Below are 19,717 nucleotides of genomic sequence, written 5' to 3'. Positions count from 1 at the left end.
AAGTTTTCGGCTTGCGCGCCGTCAATTCGCGCATACGCTGGATCAATGCATGAAGGAGAGCCGAACGATGAGCGCAACCGGCCGAATCAAGTATGCGGTGCTCGCGTTGGCGGGCGTGGCGGCGCTCGCGCGTGCCGCGGAGCCATCGATCCCGTTGAGGGTCAGCCTGACGATTCCCGAAACCTGCACGATCGCGCCGGCCGTGCAACCGGGCGTGGACGCGGACATGCCGAGCGTCAGTTGCGCGCACGGCACACCGTTCCAGGTGAGCCACGTGAGCGTGGCCGGCGCGCGGACGACGCCGCCGCGCAGCGTCGGCGCGGGCGCGCCGGCCGCGTGGACCGTGATGTTCTGAGCGCCGCGCCGCCAGCCCGCTAGAAGCTGATCGTCGCGGTGATCGTGTCGCTGTAGTTGCCGGGCGCGGGCGTGGTCTGCGCGGGCACCGCGCCGTACACGGTGACGGCCTGCGACGTGCCGGTGCCGACGCCCGTGACGGTCGCGCTTCCGCCCGTGTCGTCGCCCCAGGTGACCGAGTGCGCGGCATCCGTGTACAGCCCGTAGTTGATCGCGCCGCCGCCGCCGCTGCGCTGCATCTGGCGCGCCGTCACATTGCCGCTGCCGCCGCCGTTCAGCGCGATTTTCCACGCGTCGCCGTTCGTGCATTGCGCGGTGATCGAACCGGTCGCCGCGAGCGCGCCCGACAGCACGCTCGCCGTGCCGAAGTTCACGTTGGTCGCGCTGATGTTGCAGTCGTTGATCACGTTCGCGGTTGCGCTGAACGGAAAGGTGCCGTTCGATGCCGTCAGCGACGCGCAGGTCGGCGCACCGAGCAGATAGAACCCCGCGTTGATCGATGTCGTGTTGCCGCCGAACGTCTGCGAGTAGGTCGTCGTGCTGTTGCCGGTGGTCGGCACGGTCGGCTGGTTCGCGGTGATCTGCCCGTAAACCGTGACCGTGGCGCTCGCGCTCGTGCCGAGCGCGGGTTTGACGAGCGTGACCGACGCGGGCGTCGTGCCGGAGTAGACGGAGCCCCACGCGACGGAGTGCGCGGCATCGAGATAGAGGTCGTACTGCATCGCGTTGGTGCCGTTCACGAGGCTGCGCGGGCTCGTGCCGCCGAGATTCAGGCACACGAGCACGTTCGGCGTCAGCGTGACGGCCGACCACGTGCAGGTGACGCTGACGGTGCCGGTCGCGGCGACCGACGCGCGCGTGATCGGGCTGACCGAACCGAAGCTGACCGTCGACGCGGTGGCCGTGCACGTTTCCGCTTGTGCACGGCCCGGCACGCCGCACCACGCGACGAACGCGACGACGAGCAGCAGCACGGCCCTCATGGCGCCGCCCTGCAGACCAGCGGCCCGACGGTCGGCAGCGTGCCGTTGCCGGGCGCGGTGAACGCGAATGCCGCGACGCAACGCCGCGTGCCGTCATCGATCACGAGATGGTTGTCCGCCTTCAGCCCGTCGATGAACGTGAGCCCGTCGTAGCCGACGATCGTGTCCGCGCCGCTTTCGGCATGATGCACGCGCGCGCCGGCCGGCAGCGGCTTGCCGGCGGCATCGTGCAGGATCACCGACGCCGCGCGATAGCGCGACACGCCGAAATGCGCGACCACGCCCGATCGCGCCTGCGGCACGACCGTCATCGACGTGCGGGCGATCCGCGCGTCGGCCGGCAGCTTCATCGAATCGATCGCGACCTGGTTGTTCTGGTACGCGTTCAGGTCGGGCACGAGCAGATGCCCGGCACGATCGGTCGTGCCGATCACGCGGTTCTCATGCAGCACCGGGATGCCGGCGACGCCGTCGGTCGACACCAGCGCGAAGCCGTCGTCGATGCGGCGCGACATCTGCAGGCTGCTGTCCATCAACACGAGCGCGCCGCTGACGTCGAGCGATGCGCCCGTCTGGCGGTCGATGCCCTGCGCGGCCGCGATGACTTCGCCCGCGCGGCCGAGATAGCGCACCTGCGCCTGCCGGTAGGGCACGGCGCCCGTCCCGCCGGTCTGCACGCCCCAGCCCCAGCCGCCGTCGTAGTCGGGCGGACGGCTCGCGTCGACCGTGTAGTTCGACTGGCCGCGCTGGCGGCCGACGGTCGCGTTGATCGACGTATTGCGGCCGAGCCCGATGTTCAGCGACACGAATGCGCCGTTCGCGCCCCGCTGCGCGAAATCGCGGTAGGCGCTCACGCTCATCGACGCGAGATCGCCGAAGCTCAGCGTGTACGACACGGTGCCGATCCGCGCGCTCGGGCCTTGCGGCAGCCGGAAGCCGATATAGCTGAGCGACAGCGTCTGGCGGTGCATGAACGGCAGCGCGAGCGTCGCCTGGTCGGTCGCCGACGGCACCGGCGAGCCGTCGCGCGATGCGAGGTCGCCGTAGCGGCCGAACGCGCGGATCGTCTGCGCGTTGATCGAGAAGCGCGGCTCGATCAGCTGGTAGCCGACGCTCACCTGCGTGCCGGAAAAGCGGCCGGCGCTGCCCGCGATCGCGCCGTTCAACACACCCGCATAACCGAGCCGCATCAGCGCGCCGACGCCGGCATTGAGCACGCCGCCGGTCGCTTCCGCATGACCCTCGACGGTCAGCGCGTCGCCGAGGCCGCGCCGCAGCGAGCCGCTGACGGCCGGCCGCGCGTCGTAGTCGAACGACTGCAGCGCGTAGTTGCGGCGCAGGAAGCCGGCCTCGAACGAATAGCTCGACAACCCGGCCGACAACATGCGCGTATCGACGTAGAGCGGCACCGACGTCGCGACCGTGCGCCCGAGCGCGTCGCGCGTGATGACGGTCGCCTGGCCGGCGCCGGTGATGCCCGGCACGTCGTGGATGATGAACGGGCCGCTCGGCACGTTGCCGGTGTATTGCCGCACGTTGTTGATGTACAGGTCGACTGCCGACGGCACCGCGGCCGAGCCCGCGAGCGACGGAATCGGAAACGTCACGAGGTCGGGCCGCAGCGCGAAATTGCTGCGCCACTGGACGCCGCCGAGACGGACCGACCGGGTCCACGCGAGCGATCCGGAAATCGCGTCGCCGATCTGTGTCGTGCTCGGCCGCGCCGGGTCCGAATGGCTCCAGTACGTATCGAAGCGCGTGTAGCGCCGCTGGCCGTTGTAGAAGGACGCGGTGCCGGTGTTGTTGAACACGCCGTTCGGATCGAAGTAGCGCACGTCGGTGTAGAGCGAGAACTGCCGGTCGCCGATCGTCTGCGCGTATGCCTCGTAGTTGATCGCGAGCCCGCGCGATGCGGTGGCCGCTTGCGTGGGCGGCAGCGCGCGGCTGTCGACCGCGTACGGGCGGCGCAGTGCGTCGGCCATCTCCAGATCGACGCTCTGGCGTGCCGCGTCGTAGCGGTAACGCAGGCCGGCAATCGTGTCGAGTTCGACCGTCGCCGCGTCGGCGATGCCGAGGCGGTCGGTCGCGAAGCCGATCGTGCGCAGGTCGGCGCCGCTCGCCGACAGTCGGCCGTCGCGTTCGCGGAAGTGCGCGAGCAGCGCCGTATTTTCGCCGTTGACGCTGACTTCGAGGATCACGTCGTGCGTGCGGTCGGTCATCACGAGCGCCGCGGGTTCGTCCGCGCGGGCGCCGCCAAGCACGAGCAGGCGGCTCGCCACGACGGCCGCGAGCACGATGCGGCGGGTGCGTCGCGACGTTCCGCGTCCGTTGGCCGGGCGTGCGCCGGCGCGTGGCGCAGGGGAAGAGGCCGGGCGGCGCACCGGCGGTCTAGCCCGGCGGCTCCACCGCGACGACCGCGCTGGCCGGCTGCGAATTGACGGCCGCCCGCACCGTGACCTTGCCGCCGGGCACGAGACCCGCCGGCAGCGGCGCGCTCCACTGGCCGGTGCGGCCCGCCAGCGCGTAGCCGAGCAGCCCGCGCGTGAGCGGGTACGCACGACCGTCGCCATTGACGAGTTCGACCGACGCCAGTTGCGCGCGGCGCGTGCCGACGTTGCGCACGCGCAGCACCCAGCCTTCGTTGCCGCGCGCGAGCGTCCAGTCGAGTTGCGGCGCGCCGGGGGCTGCCGGTTCGACGAACACCGGAATCGAATAGCGCAGCCGGATCGAGACACCGTTGGTCGGCGCCTCGCCCGGGGGCGGAAGCTCGTCGATCAGCAGCCGGTAGCACTGTTCGACGCCGGAAGGCGCGCGCGAGGCGCGCACGACGCGGATCAGCTGCTCGGACTGCGTGCCGACCTCGATCAGCGGCGGGCTCGCGACGAGATCCTGGGTGGGCGTCAGCGTGTCCTGGCCGTCGGCCTGGTCCCAGCGGAATACGCGTACCTGTCCGTACACGGGCCGCTCGCCGGGATTGCGCAGCGTGATGCCGGTGGCCGTGTCGTCGGTGCCGAATTCGATCGTGACGGGGGAAATCTGCAGCGACGCGGCGTGCGCGGCGCCGGCCGCGCACAGCAGCGCGGCGAGCGTTCGACGTATTGCGAGCATGCGAAACGGCGCCGGTCAGAAGTAGACGGTTGCGGTGACGGTCGTCTGATAGGTGTCCGGCTTCGGCGTCGCCTGCGCGGGCACCTGACCGTAGACGGTCAGCGCCTGCGCGGCGCCCGTGCCGGTGCCGGCCACGGTGTTGGTGCCCTGCGTGTTGCCCCAGATCGTCGTGCGCCCGGCGTCCTGGTACAACTGGAAGCCGACGGTCGTCGTCGTATTGCCGGTCGACGTGCCGGCCATCAGGCGGCTCGCGACGCTCGATCCGGTGACCGAACCGGCGTCGAGGCCGACGTTGTACGGCGTCGTGTTGGTACAGGTGACGCTGACGGTCGTCTGCTGGTTGATCGCGGTCGCCAGCACGCCGTTGGTCCCGAAGGCCAGCGGGTTCGCGGCGATCGTGCAGTTCGGCTGCAGGGTCAGCGTGACGTTGAAGGTGGCGGTCGCGGTGCCGTTCGTATAGACGGCCGCGTCGGCGGTGGGTGTCGAAAGGCCGATTGACAGCGCGAGCGACAACGTCGTGGAAGCGATGGCGACTTTCACTCTGATCCCTCATCGGTCGATTTTTCATTGGATTTATGCCGCGCTTCGCACGCCGCAGCACGGTAAATGCTGATACGAATCGATGAGTCTTTCAATCTTAAATTTGGGGTTGTTGTATTTCGTGACGAATGAATGGGTTATTTATTGAATAAATCGGGGAAATATTACGGATTTGGATTTAATTGCCGGATTCCACGCGAAATATTTTGCTGCGACGCGGAAAAGAATGCCTTTTGGGGTGGGGTGCGGCACGATTTTTCCGATTGGTTCGGTGAATCGAAGCGGCGAATTCGAATTGGATAATTCATGCGCGCGGTGAAATTGAACGAGCGGCAATGAATCGGTTGGGCGATGCCAGGTATTTAACCGGTTCGTGAATCGATCCGGTCGAAATGATGTCGGGAGACGGATATTCCGGATTTTTCCCGGGTGAAGAGAAAACGGGAATCCGGACGGCGGACGGGAAATGAAAACGGCCGCATTGCGCGGCCGTAGGTGTCCTTGCCGAACCGGGCGGCAGCCCGGGCGAGCCGCGCGTGTCAGTTCGCGGCGGCCGGCGCGCGGCGCTGCGCGATCTGCAGCAGGACGAGTGCGAGTCCGGCCGCGGCGATCAGGCCGCCGACGAGCGGCACCGCCGCGTAGCCGAACCCGGCCGAAATTGCCGCGCCGCCGGCCGCGGCGCCCACCGCATTGCCGAGGTTGAACGCGCCGATGTTGACGGCCGACGCGAGGCCCGGCGCTTCGTGGGCCGCGCGCATCACGCGCATCTGCAGCGGCGGCACGACCGCGAACGTGGCGACGCCCCACACGAGCAGCGTGACGGCCGCGCCGGCATGCGTGCTGGCGAGCAGCGGGAACGCCGCCATCGTCGCGATCAGCAGCAGCAGGAAGCCGATCAGCGTGCCGTCGAGCGAGCGGTCGGCCAGGCGGCCGCCCGCGATGTTGCCGATCGAGAAGCCGACGCCGATCAGCACGAGCATCGCGGTCACGAAGCCGGGCGTCGCGCCGGTCAGGTGTTCGAGCGTCGGTGCGACATACGTGTAGAGCGTGAACATCGCGCCGGCGCCGAGCACCGTCGTGGCGAGCGCACCGAGCACGACCGGGCGCGTCAGCACCGAGAGTTCGGCCCGCAGATCGGGCATCTTGCCGGCCTCGCCCTTCGGCAGCGCGGCGAACAGGCCGGCGATCGCGATCAGGCCGAGGCCCGCGGTCGCCGCGAACGACATGCGCCAGCCGATGATCTGGCCGAGCCAGGTCGCGGCCGGCACGCCGCCCACGTTCGCGATCGTGAGGCCCATGAACATCGTCGCGACGGCGCTTGCCTGCTTGTCGCGCGGCACGAGGCTGGCCGCGACCACCGAGCCGAGCCCGAAGAACGCGCCGTGGTTGAGGCTCGTCACGAGGCGGGCGAGCAGCAGCGTCGTGTAATCCGGCGCGACGGCCGACAGCAGGTTGCCGATCGTGAAGATCGACATCAGCGCGATCAGCGCCGAGCGGCGCGACCAGCGGGCGAGCAGCAGCGTCATCAGCGGCGCGCCGACCATCACGCCGATCGCATACGCGCTGATCAGCATGCCGGCCTGCGGAATCGACACGTGCACGCCGTCGGCGATCACGGGCAGCAGGCCCATCGGCGAGAACTCGGTCGTGCCGATGCCGAACGCGCCGGCGGCGAGCGCCAGCAGCGGCAGCGCGGCGCTGCCGCCGGGGCGGGAAGGAGAGGAAGTCGTGGTGTTCACGCGATGGGCTCCTGTATTCGTGGGTGACGGCACGGGGCCGTTGCGGACAGGGCGAAGTGTGCCTGGATTATTTTTGCGGAAAAAGCCGGATTGGAACGAAATTATCTTGATTCCATGTCAACAATACGGAGCGCGCGCGGTGTGCCCGCCAGGCCGTGGGCGTTGCGCCGGCGAGGCAGGCGAACGACGGTGTCGGTGGTGAAAGGTATGGGTAAGGTGGAAATCGGATTGTCCTGCCGCGCGCCGCGATTCGGTGACGGTTTGCGGCGGACGGGCGGGCCGTCCGGCATCGCATGCCGCACGTTGCCCGGCAACCGTGCGGTGACGGGCGGCGGGGCAGCCAGGGCCCGTCGACCGGGCGCCTTCCATCCCGTGAAACAGACCTCGCGCCACGGCTGGAAACCCTTTACAGGCAAGGAGCAAGCGAAAAAAGCCCCGACCACAGGGGGACCGTGGCCGGGGCGAAAACGCATCCTCTCTTTGGCACGAGGGTTGGATGCGGGCGCAGTATATTTCGGGCCATGACAATTCGAAGCGGCGTTAAACGGCGGTTTTTGGTGCCAATTTAAAAATTCCGGCGCCGCGGCGTGGATTGTCGGGGTTTTGAAAGATTTTTCGCTGGCACGGCCATCTTGTTTAGCGCGATGAGGCCGCCAAAACGGCGAATCAGCAGAGGGGGCGTCGCGCGTTGGCTGGCGTGCGGATCGCCTTGCCTGACCGGATGCCGGGCTGGCCCGGCGCCCGGTGCAGGGTCAACCTGCTTCGTCGGCCGCATCGCGCACGGCCGCGAGAAACCGCGCGACGATCGGCGAGGGCGCCGCCGCCGCGCCATCGAACACGAATTCGATGTCGAAGCGGCTCGCGAGCTCGTCGAGCGCGACGAGCCTGACCGTGTGCGGGCAGGTCGGCGATGCGCTTTCCGGCACGAACGCGCACCCCATTCCGGCCGCGACGAGGCCGATCAGCGTCGGGATGTCGCTGCCGACCTGCGCGATGCGCGGCGTGAAGCCGGCCTGCTGGCACTGCGCCATCAGGAACCGGTGGTGCGCGGCCGAGCGCTGCGCGTCGAACCAGACGAACGGTTCGTCCGCGACGTCGGCCAGCGCGCGCGGCGCATTGAAGCGGCCGCCCGGCGGCGCGGGCATCGCGAGCACGAAGCGGTCGCTCAGCAGCCGCACGCCCGACAGGTGCGGCGCCTCGTCGCGGCGCCACGCCATGATCCCGGCGTCGAGCTGGCCGCGCATCAGCGCGCTCGCCTGTTCGGCCGACAGCATCGGCGCGATCGACAACTGCACGTCCGGGCACGCGTCGCGAAACGCCTTGAGCACCTTCGCGACGATCGGCAGCGGCAGGCAGTTCGGCAGCGCGCCGAGCCGCAGTTCGCCGAGCTGGCCGGCCGCGCTGCGCAACGCGCGTTCGCGGCTGGCCTGCACCGTTGCGAGCAGGCCGGTCGCATCCTTCAGGAAGCTCGCGCCGGCCGCGGTGAGCGTGACGCCCGTCGCGCGTCGGATCAGCAACGGCGTGCCGATCGCGTCCTCGAGCTCGCGGATCTGCCGCGACAGCGCGGGCTGTACGATGCCGGCCGCGCGGGCGCCTGCCATCACGCTGCCGGCCTGGGCGACAGCCACGAAATAGCGCAGGTGACGCAGTTCGATCTGGCGCATGCGATGTTCGTCCGGGTTCGTCGATATACCTGTGGAGCATAGCAAATACCATTCGATGGTATTGGAAAGCATGGCAGGCCTGCCGTACGATGACCGTCATGGGCGCACGCGCTGGCTCGCGAGTCGCGTGCGCTTCCTCCGTCTCCACTGAGCCTTGTCCGATGCCGCTTCATATCCCGACTCCTTATATCCGCTCGCAAATCGCGTCCCGCCGGCTCGGCCGGACGATCCGGCTGAAGCTCGATGCGCTGCAGCCATCGGGCTCGTTCAAGCTGCGCGGCATCGGCGCCGTCTGCGAAGCGCGGCACGCGGCCGGCGCGCGGCGATTCGTGTCGTCGTCGGGCGGTAACGCGGGCATCGCGGTCGCGTATTGCGGCCGCGTGCTCGGCGTGCCGGTACGCGTCATCGTGCCGGAAAGCGCCTCGGCGCGCGCGCGTGAGCTGATTCGTGTCGAAGGCGCCGAGGTGGTCGTGCATGGCGCGAGCTGGGCCGAGGCAAACGCATTTGCGCAATCGGCGCTCGGCGAGCACGATGCGTTCGTCCATCCGTTCGACGATCCCGTGCTGTGGCAGGGGCACGCGACGATGATCGACGAGATGGCGGCCGCCGGGCCGAAGCCCGGTGCGGTGGTGCTCGCGGTCGGCGGCGGCGGCCTGCTGTGCGGCGTGCTCGAAGGGCTCGCGCGCAACGGCTGGCACGACGTGCCGGTCGTCGCGGCCGAAACGGAAGGCGCCGACTGCTATGCGCGCTCGGTCGCGCAGGGGCGTCCGGTCGAACTCGCGGCAATCGCGAGCATCGCGACGTCGCTCGGCGCGAAGCGGCCATGCGATGCGGCAGTCGAATGGGCGACGCGGCACGCGATCCATCCCGTCGTCGTGTCCGATGCGGACGCGGTGGCCGCGTCGCTGCGGTTCGTCGACGAACACCGGATCGTCGTCGAACCCGCATGCGGCGCCGCGCTGGCGGCGCTCGAGCGGCCGGTGCCGGTGCTTGCGTCGGCGTCGGACATCGCGGTGATCGTCTGCGGCGGCGTGACGGCGTCCGTCGAGCAGCTGCAGACGCTGCGCGCGACGTTGCGGTAAGGCGGGAGCGCCGCAGGCAGGGCGCTCACGCCGCCCGATGGCGGAAACTGCTGCGGTGAATAACGCGGAAGGCGGGCGTATCGCCGTGCCGAGCCGTATGCAGCCGGGCGCGACGATACGGCGGCCCGGTCAGTTCGCGGCCGGTGCGCTCGCGCCGGACGGCGCGGACGATGCGACAGGGTTGGCGGTGGCGGGCGCCGGCGATGCGCTCGACGGCGCGGATGCCGATGCGGGGGCGGATGCCGCGGACGCGGGTGCAGGTGCAGGGGCAGGCACGGTCGACGCCGGCTTGCCAGCGGCCGGTGCCGGAACGGCGGGCGTCGACGCCGCGGCGGCAGGCGCGGCCGCCGGGCTGGCAGCCGATGCAGGCGTGGCAGCCGACGCGGCAGCGGAAGCCGGCGCAGGCACGGAACCGGCGGAAGCCGCAGCCGGTGCGGCAACCGGCTGCGAACCCGACGCCGCTCCCGGCGCGGCGGCACGCGCCGCGGCCGGCACGGCGACGGCCGACGCCGCGGCAGGCACGGCATGCGCACCCGACTCGGGTGCGACACCCGGCACCGACAGCGGCACCGGCGCCGCGGGCGGCGTCGGCACGACCGGCGTCGTCATCTTCAGCGGTTCGCCCTGCGGCGTCGGCGCGGGTTCCGGCAGCGGCGTGACGGGTTCCTTCTCGGCGGCCTTCACGGTCGCGCGATCGCGGCGCGCCGGATCGATCTTCAGGAAATGGTCGACGAGATTGAAGAAGCGCTCATAGAACACGCCGGCCGGAATCGTCTCGCTCGCGGTCTTGACGAGCGCGTCGTCGCTCGACCCGATCGGCAGCGACAGCGAGCCGAACACGCTCAAGCCCACGCTGGCCGACGTATTCGACTTCTTCAGCGTGTAGCGGTCCTGCACGGCGTTCACGTACGCGATGCTCGACGTGCCGTCGGCGTTCGCATCCGCGCACACGACGTGAAATTCGATCACGACGTGCATGTCGTTGCTCGGCTGGAAATTCTTGCTGCCGTCGACCGCATCGTTGCGCGACGACGACACCACATAACCCTGGCTCAGCAGCGCGCGCCGCGCGGCCTCGCAGGCCGCGTCGGATTTCGAGTGGAACGTATGCGCATACGGGCTGCTGGTCGCGTCGAACTGTTCCTGCTGGTAGATCGGCTTGGGCGGCGACGAGCACGCGGCCAGCACGGTCGCGGCCGCGAGTGCGCACGAAACGGAAAACAGGCGAAATCGGTTGTGCATGGCGTCTTTCAGAAGGCTTGGCGAGCGGCCGCGCAACGGCGGTGCCTGGATGAGGCGTGCGGCAATCTCGTAAGGCCGGGGCGCCATTATAGTTTCGTTTGATGTCGCGCTCGCTTCAGTCGGCCGGCGCGACGCGCACCGCGGCCAGCAATTGCGACGTCAGCGGATGATGTTCGCCGCGCCGCGAGCGGATCGCGTGGATCTCCTCGGTCACGTCGCCCGCGCGCCCGAGCCGCCGCAACCCGCTCAGCAGCGACGCATCGTTCGCGCCGAGTTCGCTGAGCGGAAACACGCCGAGGCCGCGCGCCGCGAACACGGCCATCAGCGCGCTGTCCTCGAATTCCCCGGTCACGCGCGGCACGATCCGCTCGCCTTCCAGCCACCGGTCGAGGCGCGCGCGCAGCGCCGAATGCGCGGTCGGCAGCAGCACGGGCAGGTCGGCCAGGCACTGCGGAAAGCGCTGCCGCGCGGCCGGCGTGACGAGCGCCGCGGGCCCGTACCAGTCGACCGGCGATGCGACGAGCCGCTCGCTCGTCACGCGCAGGTTCGACCCCGACGGCGCGCCCTGGCCGGCCAGCACGAGATCGAGGTGATGCAGCGCGAGCTCCGCGAGCAGCGCATCGTGCTCGCCCTCGTGGCACAGCAGCCGCAACGTCGGCGTGTCGAGCACCGGCGCGAGGATCGCGTGCGCGGCGAGCTTCGAAATGCCGTCCGCGAGCCCGACCGCGAGCCGCACGGTCGGCTGGCTGGCCGCCGCGCGCACTTCGTCGGGAATCAGCCGCCCCATCTCGAAGATGACTTCGGCGCGCGCAAACGCGGCCTGTCCCGCGTCGGTCATCGTGACGCCGCGCCCGGCCGGGCGCAGCAATTGGTGCCCGAGCGATTTCTCGAGCTCGCGCACCTGCGCGCTGATCGTCTGCACGGCCATGTCGAGCCGGCCGGCCGCGCGCGCGAAACCGCCTTCCTTCACGACGACCCAGAAATAGTACAGATGTCGAAAATTGAGCATCGGATCGATATATCGAAAAAACCGAACTTAAATTCAGATTCTCTCTGATTTTTTCGAAGTACGGGGCGGCATATCATCGGGCTTTCCACTTTTCAATCGGCCCATTTCATGGACTACCTGCTGACGCTTGCCGCCGACCCCGCCGTCTGGGCCGCGCTCCTGACGCTCGTCGTGATGGAAGTCGTGCTCGGCATCGACAACCTGATCTTCATCTCGATCCTCAGCAACAAGCTGCCCGAGGCGCAGCGCGCCCGCACGCAGCGCCTCGGCATCGCACTCGCGCTGGTGATGCGCCTGGCGCTGCTCGGCAGCGTCGCGTGGATCGCGAGCCTGACCGAACCCGTGTTCACGCTGTTCGACCATGCGTTCTCGTGGCGCGACATGATCCTGCTGTCGGGCGGCCTGTTCCTCGTGTGGAAGGCGACCACCGAGATCCATCACCACGTGTCGCACGACGGCGGCGGCGAGGGCGGGGCGGGCGGCGCGGCCGGGCTGACGGTGTGGGCCGCGATCGGCCAGATCGTGATGCTCGACATCGTGTTCTCGATCGACAGCATCGTGACGGCGATCGGGATGACCGAGCACATCCCGATCATGTTCGTCGCGGTGATCGTCGCCGTGACCGTGATGCTGTTCGCCGCGCAGCCGCTCGCACGCTTCATCGATCGCAACCCGACCATCGTGATGCTGGCGCTGTCGTTCCTGGTCGTGATCGGCATGACGCTGATCGCCGAAGGTTTCGGTTCGCACGTGCCGAAGGGGTACATCTACGCGGCGATGGCGTTCTCGGCGTTCGTCGAGGGCATGAACATGCTGGCGCGGCGCGCGAAGGCGAAGCGCGCGGCGCAAGTCGATGGCGACTGAGTCGCCGCGCGTGACGCCGGCTGCCGCGGCTGCCGGCGCGCGCGCTGCATACGGAATCCGGACGAGATTCGCACGGAAAGGAGAAACGCGATGAAATGCCCTGTCTGCAAGACGCCCGACCTGCTGATGGCCGAGCGCCAGTCGATCGAGATCGACTACTGTCCGACGTGCCGCGGCGTATGGCTCGACCGCGGCGAGCTCGACAAGCTGATCGCCCGCGAAACCGGCGACGCGCCGGCTCGCCGCGCCGATCCGCCGGCACGGCACGCCGCATCGGCGCAGCACGGTCGCGACGATGGCTGGGGGCGCGACGGCCGCTCGCGCGACGAGCGTTACCGGCACGACGGCCAGCGTCGCAAGAAGTCGGTGTTCGACCTGTTCGATTTCGATTGAATCCGGATCCGGCGTGCCTGCACGCACGCCGGGCCGCCGATCAACAAAGAAGCCCCGCCCGGCATCGCGCCGGGCGGGGCTTCTTTCATGCGTGCCGCGACACGTCGCGACTCACGCCGACGCTTACGCGTGGCCGGCCGTCACGTCGATACGGCGCGGGCGCGTTTCCTCGCGGCGCGGAATCGTCAGCGTCAGCACGCCGTCGCGCAGGTTCGCGTCGATCCGCGACGTGTCGAGGTCGGGACTCAGCACGAACGAGCGCGCATAGCGGGTCGCGCGCACTTCCGCGTGCCGCACGCGCAGGTCGGCCGGCGTGTCGATGTGCGTGTCCGCTTCGATCGTCAGCGTGTTGTCGTGCACCTTCACGTCGAGGTTCTCGCGCGGCACGCCGGGCAGGTCGGCCCGCAGCGTGACGCCGCGAGGGGTCTCGACGATGTCGACGTTCGGCGTGATCGCGGGCCGGCGCGCGGCCTCGGCGGCGGCAGGATGAACGGGTTTCGTTTGGCGTTCGGCCAGGGTCGGGTTCGTATACATGTCGGTATCCTGAAGATTACTGAACGGTGATCGCACGCGGCTTCGAGGCTTCGCGCCGGCCGACGCGAATCAGCAGGCAGCCGTTTTCGTAGCGCGCGGTGACCTGGTCGGGATCCGCGTCGCGCGGCAGCTCGACGACGCGGCGGAAGGCGCCGTGAAAACGCTCCTGCGCGTAGGTCCGCACGTCTTCGCCTTCGATGCCCGGCGCCGGCTTGCGCTCGCCGCTGACGGTCAGCAGGTCCTTGTCGATCGATACGTCGAAGTCGCCCGCGGCCATGCCGGGTGCGAACGCGACGATCTCGATCGCATTGTCGGTGGCGCCGACGTTGAGTGCCGGGAACGTGCCGTGCCGCACCGCGCGGATGCCGGTCGGGCGTTCGCCGAGCAGGTTCGCCACTTGCCGCTGCACGCGGGCGAATTCGTCGAACAGGTCGTTGCCGAAATGGATACCGCTCATGTGGGTCCTCCTGAACAGGGAACACGGGAGACGTGACGGCGCGACGCCTGCGGCGGGCGCGACGGGGGCTCCACTGGATCGAAACGGAGGCAGTGCAACGGATGAGGCACTGCCCGACGACGGGTAATTAGTGGCCGCCATCGCGCATTTCAAGAGGGAATCCGCAATCCGCGTCAACGCATGCGCACGGGATTCGATGCGACAATCGCCGCGAGCTATCCGCAGAACAACCACACGGGACAACCATGGACATTCGACGTATCGCGATCGTCGGCGCCGGCGTGATCGGCGCGAGCTGGGCGGCTTTCTATCTGACGCAGGGTTTCGACGTCGTCGCGACCGATCCGGCGCCGCAAGCCGACGCGCGGCTGCGCGACGCGCTGGCCGCGTTTCTCGGCGAGCGTGCCGCCGAACTTTCCTCGCGGTTATCGTTCGACGCCGATCTGGTGCGCGCGCTCGACGGCGTCGACTTCGTGCAGGAGAACGGCCCGGAGCGGCTCGACCTGAAGCGTGCGCTGTACCGCCAGATGGACGACGTGCTGCCCGCGCACGTACCGATCGCATCGAGCTCGTCGGGCCTGAAGATGTCCGACATCCAGACCGCGTGCGCGAAGCATCCGGAGCGTTGCCTGATCGCGCATCCGTTCAATCCGCCGCACCTGATTCCGCTCGTCGAGCTGGTCGGCGGCGATGCGACCGGCCAGGACGTGATCGCGCGCGTGAAGGATTTCTACGACGCGCTCGGCAAGCAGACGATCGTCCTCAACAAGGAGATGACCGGCCACGTCGCGAACCGGCTCGCGGCCGCGCTGTTCCGCGAGGTGTATCACCTCGTCGGCGAAGGCGTCGTGAGTGTCGCCGATGCGGACAAGGCCGTCGCGTGGGGGCCCGGCTTGCGCTGGGGGCTGATGGGGCAGTGCCTGACCTATCACCTCGGCGGCGGCGCGGGCGGGATCGCGCACTTCCTCGAACACCTGTCGGGGCCGATCGCGAGCTGGTGGGACGACCTCGGCACGCCCTCGTTCGATCCGGAGGTCGATCGCCAACTGAACGAAGAACTGCGCGCGATCCAGGGCGAGCGTTCGATGCAGGCGCTGGCGGCCGAGCGCGACCGTTTGCTCGTCGAGCTGATCGATGCGCGGCGCCGCAGCTTCCTGCCCTGAGCGCGCGGCTTATTGCTGCGACGCGGCCTGCGGTGCGGGCGGCGCATGCGCGAGCCAGGCAGGGCTCGCGGCCTGCACGAGTTCGCGGTTGCGTGCCCGCGTCGCGGCATCCGGCGGGTAGTTGCCGTCGTTCGTCGGCAGTTCGCCGTCGAGATAGGCCTGCTTGAGCTGGTCGATGACTTCCGCGCGTGTCAGGCCCTGGGCAGGCGCCGACGCGTCGGTTTGCGCAAAGGCGGGGGACAGCAGCGCGGCTGCGGCGGTCGCGACGGCGAATCGCAAGACGTTCATGGTGGGCTCCGATCAAGGGACGGGGTACCGGATGCGCGCGGCGATCGCCGTGCCTGCCGATGGGTCCCATTGTCGCGAGCGGGTGCTGCGCGGACGATGACGCGTTCCGGGCAAAGCTGTCAGGTGCGGGCGCGGCCGTGCATGCGCCCGGTGCGCCCGGTGCGGTTACAACCCGGCCGCCGCCGCGATCAGCGTGGCTTCGAGCGCGAGCGTCGAGCGCGACGCTGCTGCCGGCCGGTCGATCACGTATTCGAGTTCGCCGAGTTCGGGCAGCCCCGCGTCGAGCCGGGCGAGTCCGGCCGGGATCACGTAGCCGGCGAACGCGCTGACGCCGAGCCCCGCGCTCGCGGCCGCGCGCAATACCGCGACGCTGCTGCTGACCACCGCGATCCGGTACGGCCGCCCGATGGCCTCGAGCGATTCGAGCACGCGGCGGCGCGACACGCTCGGCTCCGGATGCATCGCGAGCGGCAGCACGACCTCGTGGCCGGTGAGCCGCGATTCGGGGCCGGTGCACCAGTACAGCGGTTCGCTGCGGATCACGCGGCCGCGCCGGCTGCCCGCGATACGCTTCGCGAACACCAGGTCGTGCCGGCCCTCGTCGAGCGCATCGAACAGGTCGCCCGACAGCCCGGTCGAGATCGCGAGCTCGACGTCCGGATTGCGCTGCACGAAGCTCGCGAGCGCGGCCGTCAGGTGGGCGGACGCGAAATCCTCCGACATCGCGAGCCGCACCTTGCCCGACAGCGGCGGCCCGCACACCGACGTGACGGCTTCGTCCATCAGCTCGAGGATGCGCACCGCGTAGCGGAACAGCGCGTCGCCGTGCTGCGACAGGTGCACGTTGCGCGTGTCGCGTTCGAACAGCGGCCGGTCGAGCAGCTCCTCGAGGCGGCGGATGTGCTGGCTGACGGTCGACTGCGACAGGCTCACGCGCTCGGACGCGGCGGTGAAGCTGCCGGATTGGGCGACGGCGACGAAGCTGCGCAGCAGCTCGGGCGGTAACGGACGCATTGCTAAATCCACTGAATCGGTTTCGACAACTTCATAAATGGCGGGAATCGGCGGCGCTAGTATCGGATCACGCGCCAGTGCGGCCCGCAACGGGGGCACCGGCGCGTAGCCCACGTCGTGCCGGCGGCTGCCTCGATCAGTCTAAGGCATCCGGCGTTCGGCCCGAAACCGCATCATCCCATCGACCGCCCGAGAACAGGCCCGCCAGACGGGCCGCCGGGCCGCGGCGCACCGCCGCAGGAGACAAGTCCGTGCACGGGATCGCCGTGCGGGGCCGGCTCCCGCGTGCGTCCGGCGCCCGTCACGAAGAGACTGGAGACGACTCATGATCATCTACGGAACCGCGCTGCTGGCGTTTTGCCATCTGGCCGGACTGTTTCTCGGCGACCTGCTCGGCAGCGCGATCGGCGTGAAGACCAATGTCGGCGGCGTCGGCATCGCGATGCTGCTGCTGATCTGCCTGCGCCTGTGGCTGCACCGGCGCGGCTGGCTGCCGAAGGAGACCGAGGCCGGCGTCGGTTTCTGGGGCGCGATGTACATTCCGGTCGTCGTCGCGATGGCCGCGAACCAGAACGTCGTCGCCGCGCTGAAGGGCGGTCCCGTCGCGCTGCTGGCCGCCGTCGGCGCGGTCGCGATCTGCGCATGCTGCATCGCGGTACTGGTGCGCACCGGGCGCGACGACACGGCCTTCGCGGGCGTGCCGCAATTCGAAGAACAGTAACGGAGGCCGCCATGCTGCAGATGCTCGAAAAAACCGTCGCCCACAACGGGCTCGTCGCGTCGTTCGCGCTGGTCGGCCTGATCATGTGGCTGTCGTCGATCGCGTCGCGCAAGCTGACGTTCGGCCGCGTGCACGGCTCCGCGATCGCGATCGTGATCGGTCTCGCGCTCGCGTACGTCGGCGGCGCGTTCACCGGCGGCGAAAAGGGAATCGCCGACGTGCCGCTGTTCGCGGGTGTCGGCCTGATGGGCGGCGCGATGCTGCGCGATTTCGCGATCGTCGCGACCGCGTTCGAAGTGCAGCCGACCGAGGCGCGCAAGGCCGGGCTCGTCGGCGTCGTGTCGCTGCTGCTCGGCACCGTGCTGCCGTTCATCGTCGGCGCATGCATCGCGCGCGCGTTCGGCTACACCGACGCGGTCAGCATGACGACGATCGGCGCGGGCGCCGTCACCTACATCGTCGGGCCCGTCACCGGCGCGGCGATCGGCGCGAGTTCCGACGTGATCGCGCTGAGCATCGCCACCGGGCTCGTGAAGGCGATCATCGTGATGGTCGGCACGCCGGTCGCCGCCGGCTTCATGGGCCTGAAGACGCCACGCTCCGCGATGATCTTCGGCGGCCTCGCGGGCACCGTCAGCGGCGTGAGCGCGGGGCTCGCCGCGACCGACCGCCGGCTGGTCCCATACGGCGCGCTGGTCGCGACGTTCCATACGGGCGTCGGCTGCCTGCTCGGGCCCTCGGTGCTCTACTTCACGACCCGCGCGCTGGTCGGCGCATAGCGCCCCGCGGTGCGGCCCGCGCGCGTGGGCCGCATCCATCGCGGCGTCCTCTGAGTCGCATTCGTCAACATCATCAATCGGCGGCGGCGCCCGGCTTAGAATGCCGCTGAACCATCGAAGCGGGAGAACTGTTCATGACGGGATGGAATCACGCGCGGCAAGCGCGCGATGCACGGCTCGCGGCCGGCGCGGCTTACGCGCAGGGCAAGCGGGTCGATGCGCGCGACACCGTCGCGTTGCTCGAAGCGGTGCTGCGGCCCGGCGACCGCGTGTGCCTCGAAGGCGACAACCAGAAGCAGGCCGACCTGCTCGCGACGGCGCTCGCCGACGTCGACAGCGCGAAGATCCACGACCTGCACATGGTGCAGTCGGGCGTCGTGCTGCCCGAGCATCTCGACGTGTTCGAGCGCGGCATCGCGAAGCGCCTCGATTTCGCGTACTCGGGCCCGCAGTCGCAGCGCATCGCGAAGCTGCTGTTCGGCGGCAAGATCGCGCTCGGCGCGGTGCATACCTATCTCGAGCTGTTCGCGCGCTACTTCATCGATCTGACGCCGCAGGTCGCGCTGATCGCGGCGGTCAGCGCCGACCGTGACGGCAACCTGTACACGGGCCCGAACACCGAGGACACGCCGACCGTCGTCGAGGCCACGGCATTCAAGGACGGCATCGTGATCGCGCAGGTCGACCGCATCGTCGACAAGGTGCCGCGCGTCGACATCCCGGGCGACCGCGTGCATTTCGTCGTCGAGGCCGGCCGGCCGTTCTACGTCGAGCCGCTGTTCACCCGCGATCCGGCCGCGATCACCGAAACGCAGATCCTCACCGCGATGCTCGCGATCAAGGGCATCTACGAGCCGTACGGCATCAAGCGCCTGAACCACGGGATCGGCTTCAACACGGCCGCGATCGAGCTGCTGCTGCCGACCTACGGCGAGAAGCTCGGGCTGAAGGGCAAGGTCTGCACGCACTGGGCGCTCAATCCGCATCCGACGCTGATTCCCGCGATCGAGTCGGGCTGGGTCGAGCAGGTGCACTGCTTCGGCTCCGAAGTCGGGATGGACGACTACATCCGCGAACGGTCCGACGTGTGGTTCACGGGCCCCGACGGGTCGCTGCGCTCGAATCGCGCGTTCTGCCAGACGGCCGGCCTCTACGCGTGCGACATGTTCATCGGCTCGACGCTGCAGATCGACCTGTCCGGCCATTCGTCGACGGTCACGGCCGAGCGCATCGCCGGCTTCGGCGGCGCGCCGAACATGGGCAGCGACGCGCGCGGCCGGCGCCATCCGAGCGCGCCGTGGCTGAAGGCCGGCGCGGAAGCCGACCCCGACACGCCGGCGGCGCTCAGGCGCGGCCGCAAGCTCGTCGTGCAGATCGGCGAGACGTTCGGCGACAAGAACGTGCCGATGTTCGTCGAGAAGCTCGACGCGCTGAAGCTCGCCGACAAGCTGCAGCTCGACCTCGCGCCGATCATGGTCTACGGCGACGACGTCACGCACATCGTCACCGAGGAAGGGATCGCGAACCTGCTGATGTGTCGCGACAAGGACGAACGCGAGCACGCGATCCGCGGCGTCGCCGGTTATACGGAGATCGGCCGCGGCCGCGACCGGAAGATGGTCGAGCGGCTGCGCGAACGCGGCGTGATCCGCCGCCCGGAGGATCTCGGCATCGATCCGCTCGACGCCGACCGTCGCTGGCTCGCCGCGCGTTCGATCAAGGATCTCGTGCACTGGTCGGGCGGGCTCTATGCGCCGCCGGCGCGGTTCCGCAACTGGTGAGG

The 19,717-nt window shown here is 69.4% G+C and carries 20 protein-coding genes; 8 read left to right on the top strand and 12 right to left on the bottom strand.

Annotated elements, in window-relative coordinates:
* Positions 1–67: 67 nt before the first annotated feature.
* Entirely contained in the window at positions 68–355 is a 288-nt protein-coding gene (locus HWX00_RS05470; protein WP_049028455.1) for a hypothetical protein, read from the top strand.
* A 19-nt stretch (positions 356–374) separates the two neighbouring features.
* Here HWX00_RS05470 and HWX00_RS05465 read toward each other — a convergent pair whose 3' ends face one another.
* From HWX00_RS05465 to HWX00_RS05440, 6 genes are all read right to left on the bottom strand, one after another.
* Positions 375–1,337: a Csu type fimbrial protein gene (locus tag HWX00_RS05465; RefSeq protein ID WP_034186616.1), complete on the bottom strand. Its 963-nt coding sequence runs from the start codon at positions 1,335–1,337 to the stop codon at positions 375–377.
* Complete coding sequence (locus HWX00_RS05460) at positions 1,334–3,718, bottom strand: fimbria/pilus outer membrane usher protein (protein ID WP_175029116.1); 2,385 nt, start codon at positions 3,716–3,718, stop codon at positions 1,334–1,336. The genes HWX00_RS05465 and HWX00_RS05460 overlap by 4 nt, the downstream gene beginning before the upstream one ends.
* A gap of 7 nt (positions 3,719–3,725) precedes the next feature.
* Complete coding sequence (locus HWX00_RS05455; protein WP_049034610.1) at positions 3,726–4,445, bottom strand: fimbrial biogenesis chaperone; 720 nt, start codon at positions 4,443–4,445, stop codon at positions 3,726–3,728.
* A 15-nt stretch (positions 4,446–4,460) separates the two neighbouring features.
* A complete protein-coding gene (locus tag HWX00_RS05450; protein WP_049034614.1) occupies positions 4,461–4,958 on the bottom strand; it encodes a Csu type fimbrial protein in 498 nt (165 codons plus the stop codon).
* Between the two features lie 566 nt (positions 4,959–5,524).
* Complete coding sequence (locus HWX00_RS05445) at positions 5,525–6,724, bottom strand: MFS transporter (RefSeq protein ID WP_059560562.1); 1,200 nt, start codon at positions 6,722–6,724, stop codon at positions 5,525–5,527.
* Positions 6,725–7,476: 752 nt separating this feature from the next.
* Positions 7,477–8,388: a LysR family transcriptional regulator gene (locus HWX00_RS05440; RefSeq protein WP_034186621.1), complete on the bottom strand. Its 912-nt coding sequence runs from the start codon at positions 8,386–8,388 to the stop codon at positions 7,477–7,479.
* A gap of 161 nt (positions 8,389–8,549) precedes the next feature.
* On the opposite strand from HWX00_RS05440, the gene HWX00_RS05435 reads away from it, so the two are divergent.
* Positions 8,550–9,470, top strand: a complete 921-nt coding sequence (locus HWX00_RS05435) for a pyridoxal-phosphate dependent enzyme (protein ID WP_124609088.1) — start codon at positions 8,550–8,552, stop codon at positions 9,468–9,470.
* 129 nt (positions 9,471–9,599) lie between these two features.
* On the opposite strand, the gene HWX00_RS05430 is transcribed toward HWX00_RS05435, so the two are convergent.
* Together HWX00_RS05430 and HWX00_RS05425 are read right to left on the bottom strand one after the other, a co-directional pair.
* A complete protein-coding gene (locus tag HWX00_RS05430; RefSeq protein ID WP_175868096.1) occupies positions 9,600–10,712 on the bottom strand; it encodes a DUF2242 domain-containing protein in 1,113 nt (370 codons plus the stop codon).
* A gap of 115 nt (positions 10,713–10,827) precedes the next feature.
* A complete protein-coding gene (locus HWX00_RS05425) occupies positions 10,828–11,721 on the bottom strand; it encodes a LysR family transcriptional regulator (RefSeq protein WP_034186623.1) in 894 nt (297 codons plus the stop codon).
* Between the two features lie 108 nt (positions 11,722–11,829).
* Between HWX00_RS05425 and HWX00_RS05420 the strand changes: the two genes are divergently transcribed.
* Together HWX00_RS05420 and HWX00_RS05415 are read left to right on the top strand one after the other, a co-directional pair.
* The gene (locus tag HWX00_RS05420; RefSeq protein ID WP_034186624.1) at positions 11,830–12,585 is read left to right on the top strand and encodes a TerC family protein; all 756 of its coding nucleotides are present in this window, start codon (positions 11,830–11,832) and stop codon (positions 12,583–12,585) included.
* Between the two features lie 90 nt (positions 12,586–12,675).
* Positions 12,676–12,978: a TFIIB-type zinc ribbon-containing protein gene (locus HWX00_RS05415; RefSeq protein ID WP_124669866.1), complete on the top strand. Its 303-nt coding sequence runs from the start codon at positions 12,676–12,678 to the stop codon at positions 12,976–12,978.
* Between the two features lie 123 nt (positions 12,979–13,101).
* Here the strand turns inward: HWX00_RS05415 and HWX00_RS05410 are convergent, their stop codons facing one another.
* Together HWX00_RS05410 and HWX00_RS05405 are read right to left on the bottom strand one after the other, a co-directional pair.
* Complete coding sequence (locus HWX00_RS05410) at positions 13,102–13,512, bottom strand: Hsp20/alpha crystallin family protein (protein WP_049033114.1); 411 nt, start codon at positions 13,510–13,512, stop codon at positions 13,102–13,104.
* Positions 13,513–13,528: 16 nt separating this feature from the next.
* Positions 13,529–13,969 (bottom strand): Hsp20/alpha crystallin family protein, encoded by a 441-nt coding sequence (locus HWX00_RS05405; RefSeq protein WP_069245605.1) that lies wholly within the window; start codon positions 13,967–13,969, stop codon positions 13,529–13,531.
* A 245-nt stretch (positions 13,970–14,214) separates the two neighbouring features.
* Here HWX00_RS05405 and HWX00_RS05400 point away from each other — a divergent pair, with 245 nt between their 5' ends.
* Entirely contained in the window at positions 14,215–15,132 is a 918-nt protein-coding gene (locus HWX00_RS05400) for a 3-hydroxyacyl-CoA dehydrogenase NAD-binding domain-containing protein (protein WP_034186628.1), read from the top strand.
* A gap of 9 nt (positions 15,133–15,141) precedes the next feature.
* Here the strand turns inward: HWX00_RS05400 and HWX00_RS05395 are convergent, their stop codons facing one another.
* Together HWX00_RS05395 and HWX00_RS05390 are read right to left on the bottom strand one after the other, a co-directional pair.
* Entirely contained in the window at positions 15,142–15,420 is a 279-nt protein-coding gene (locus HWX00_RS05395; RefSeq protein WP_049031214.1) for a DUF4148 domain-containing protein, read from the bottom strand.
* Positions 15,421–15,585: 165 nt separating this feature from the next.
* Complete coding sequence (locus HWX00_RS05390; RefSeq protein ID WP_034186630.1) at positions 15,586–16,434, bottom strand: LysR substrate-binding domain-containing protein; 849 nt, start codon at positions 16,432–16,434, stop codon at positions 15,586–15,588.
* A 325-nt stretch (positions 16,435–16,759) separates the two neighbouring features.
* On the opposite strand from HWX00_RS05390, the gene madL reads away from it, so the two are divergent.
* The 3 genes from madL (at position 16,760) to mdcA (ending at position 19,715) form a co-directional block, all read left to right on the top strand.
* Positions 16,760–17,155 carry a malonate transporter subunit MadL gene (gene madL / locus HWX00_RS05385; RefSeq protein ID WP_034186756.1) on the top strand — a complete coding sequence of 132 codons (396 nt, stop codon included), beginning with the start codon at positions 16,760–16,762 and terminating at the stop codon, positions 17,153–17,155.
* Between the two features lie 11 nt (positions 17,156–17,166).
* Entirely contained in the window at positions 17,167–17,934 is a 768-nt protein-coding gene (gene madM, locus HWX00_RS05380; protein WP_034186631.1) for a malonate transporter subunit MadM, read from the top strand.
* 134 nt (positions 17,935–18,068) lie between these two features.
* The gene (gene mdcA, locus HWX00_RS05375) at positions 18,069–19,715 is read left to right on the top strand and encodes a malonate decarboxylase subunit alpha (protein WP_034186632.1); all 1,647 of its coding nucleotides are present in this window, start codon (positions 18,069–18,071) and stop codon (positions 19,713–19,715) included.
* Positions 19,716–19,717 lie beyond the last annotated feature (2 nt).

Origin of the sequence: Burkholderia seminalis DSM 23518 (assembly GCF_902832885.1) — a bacterium.
Classification (GTDB): Bacteria; Pseudomonadota; Gammaproteobacteria; order Burkholderiales; family Burkholderiaceae; genus Burkholderia; species Burkholderia seminalis.
This window is presented reverse-complemented; position numbering and strand designations above follow the sequence as displayed.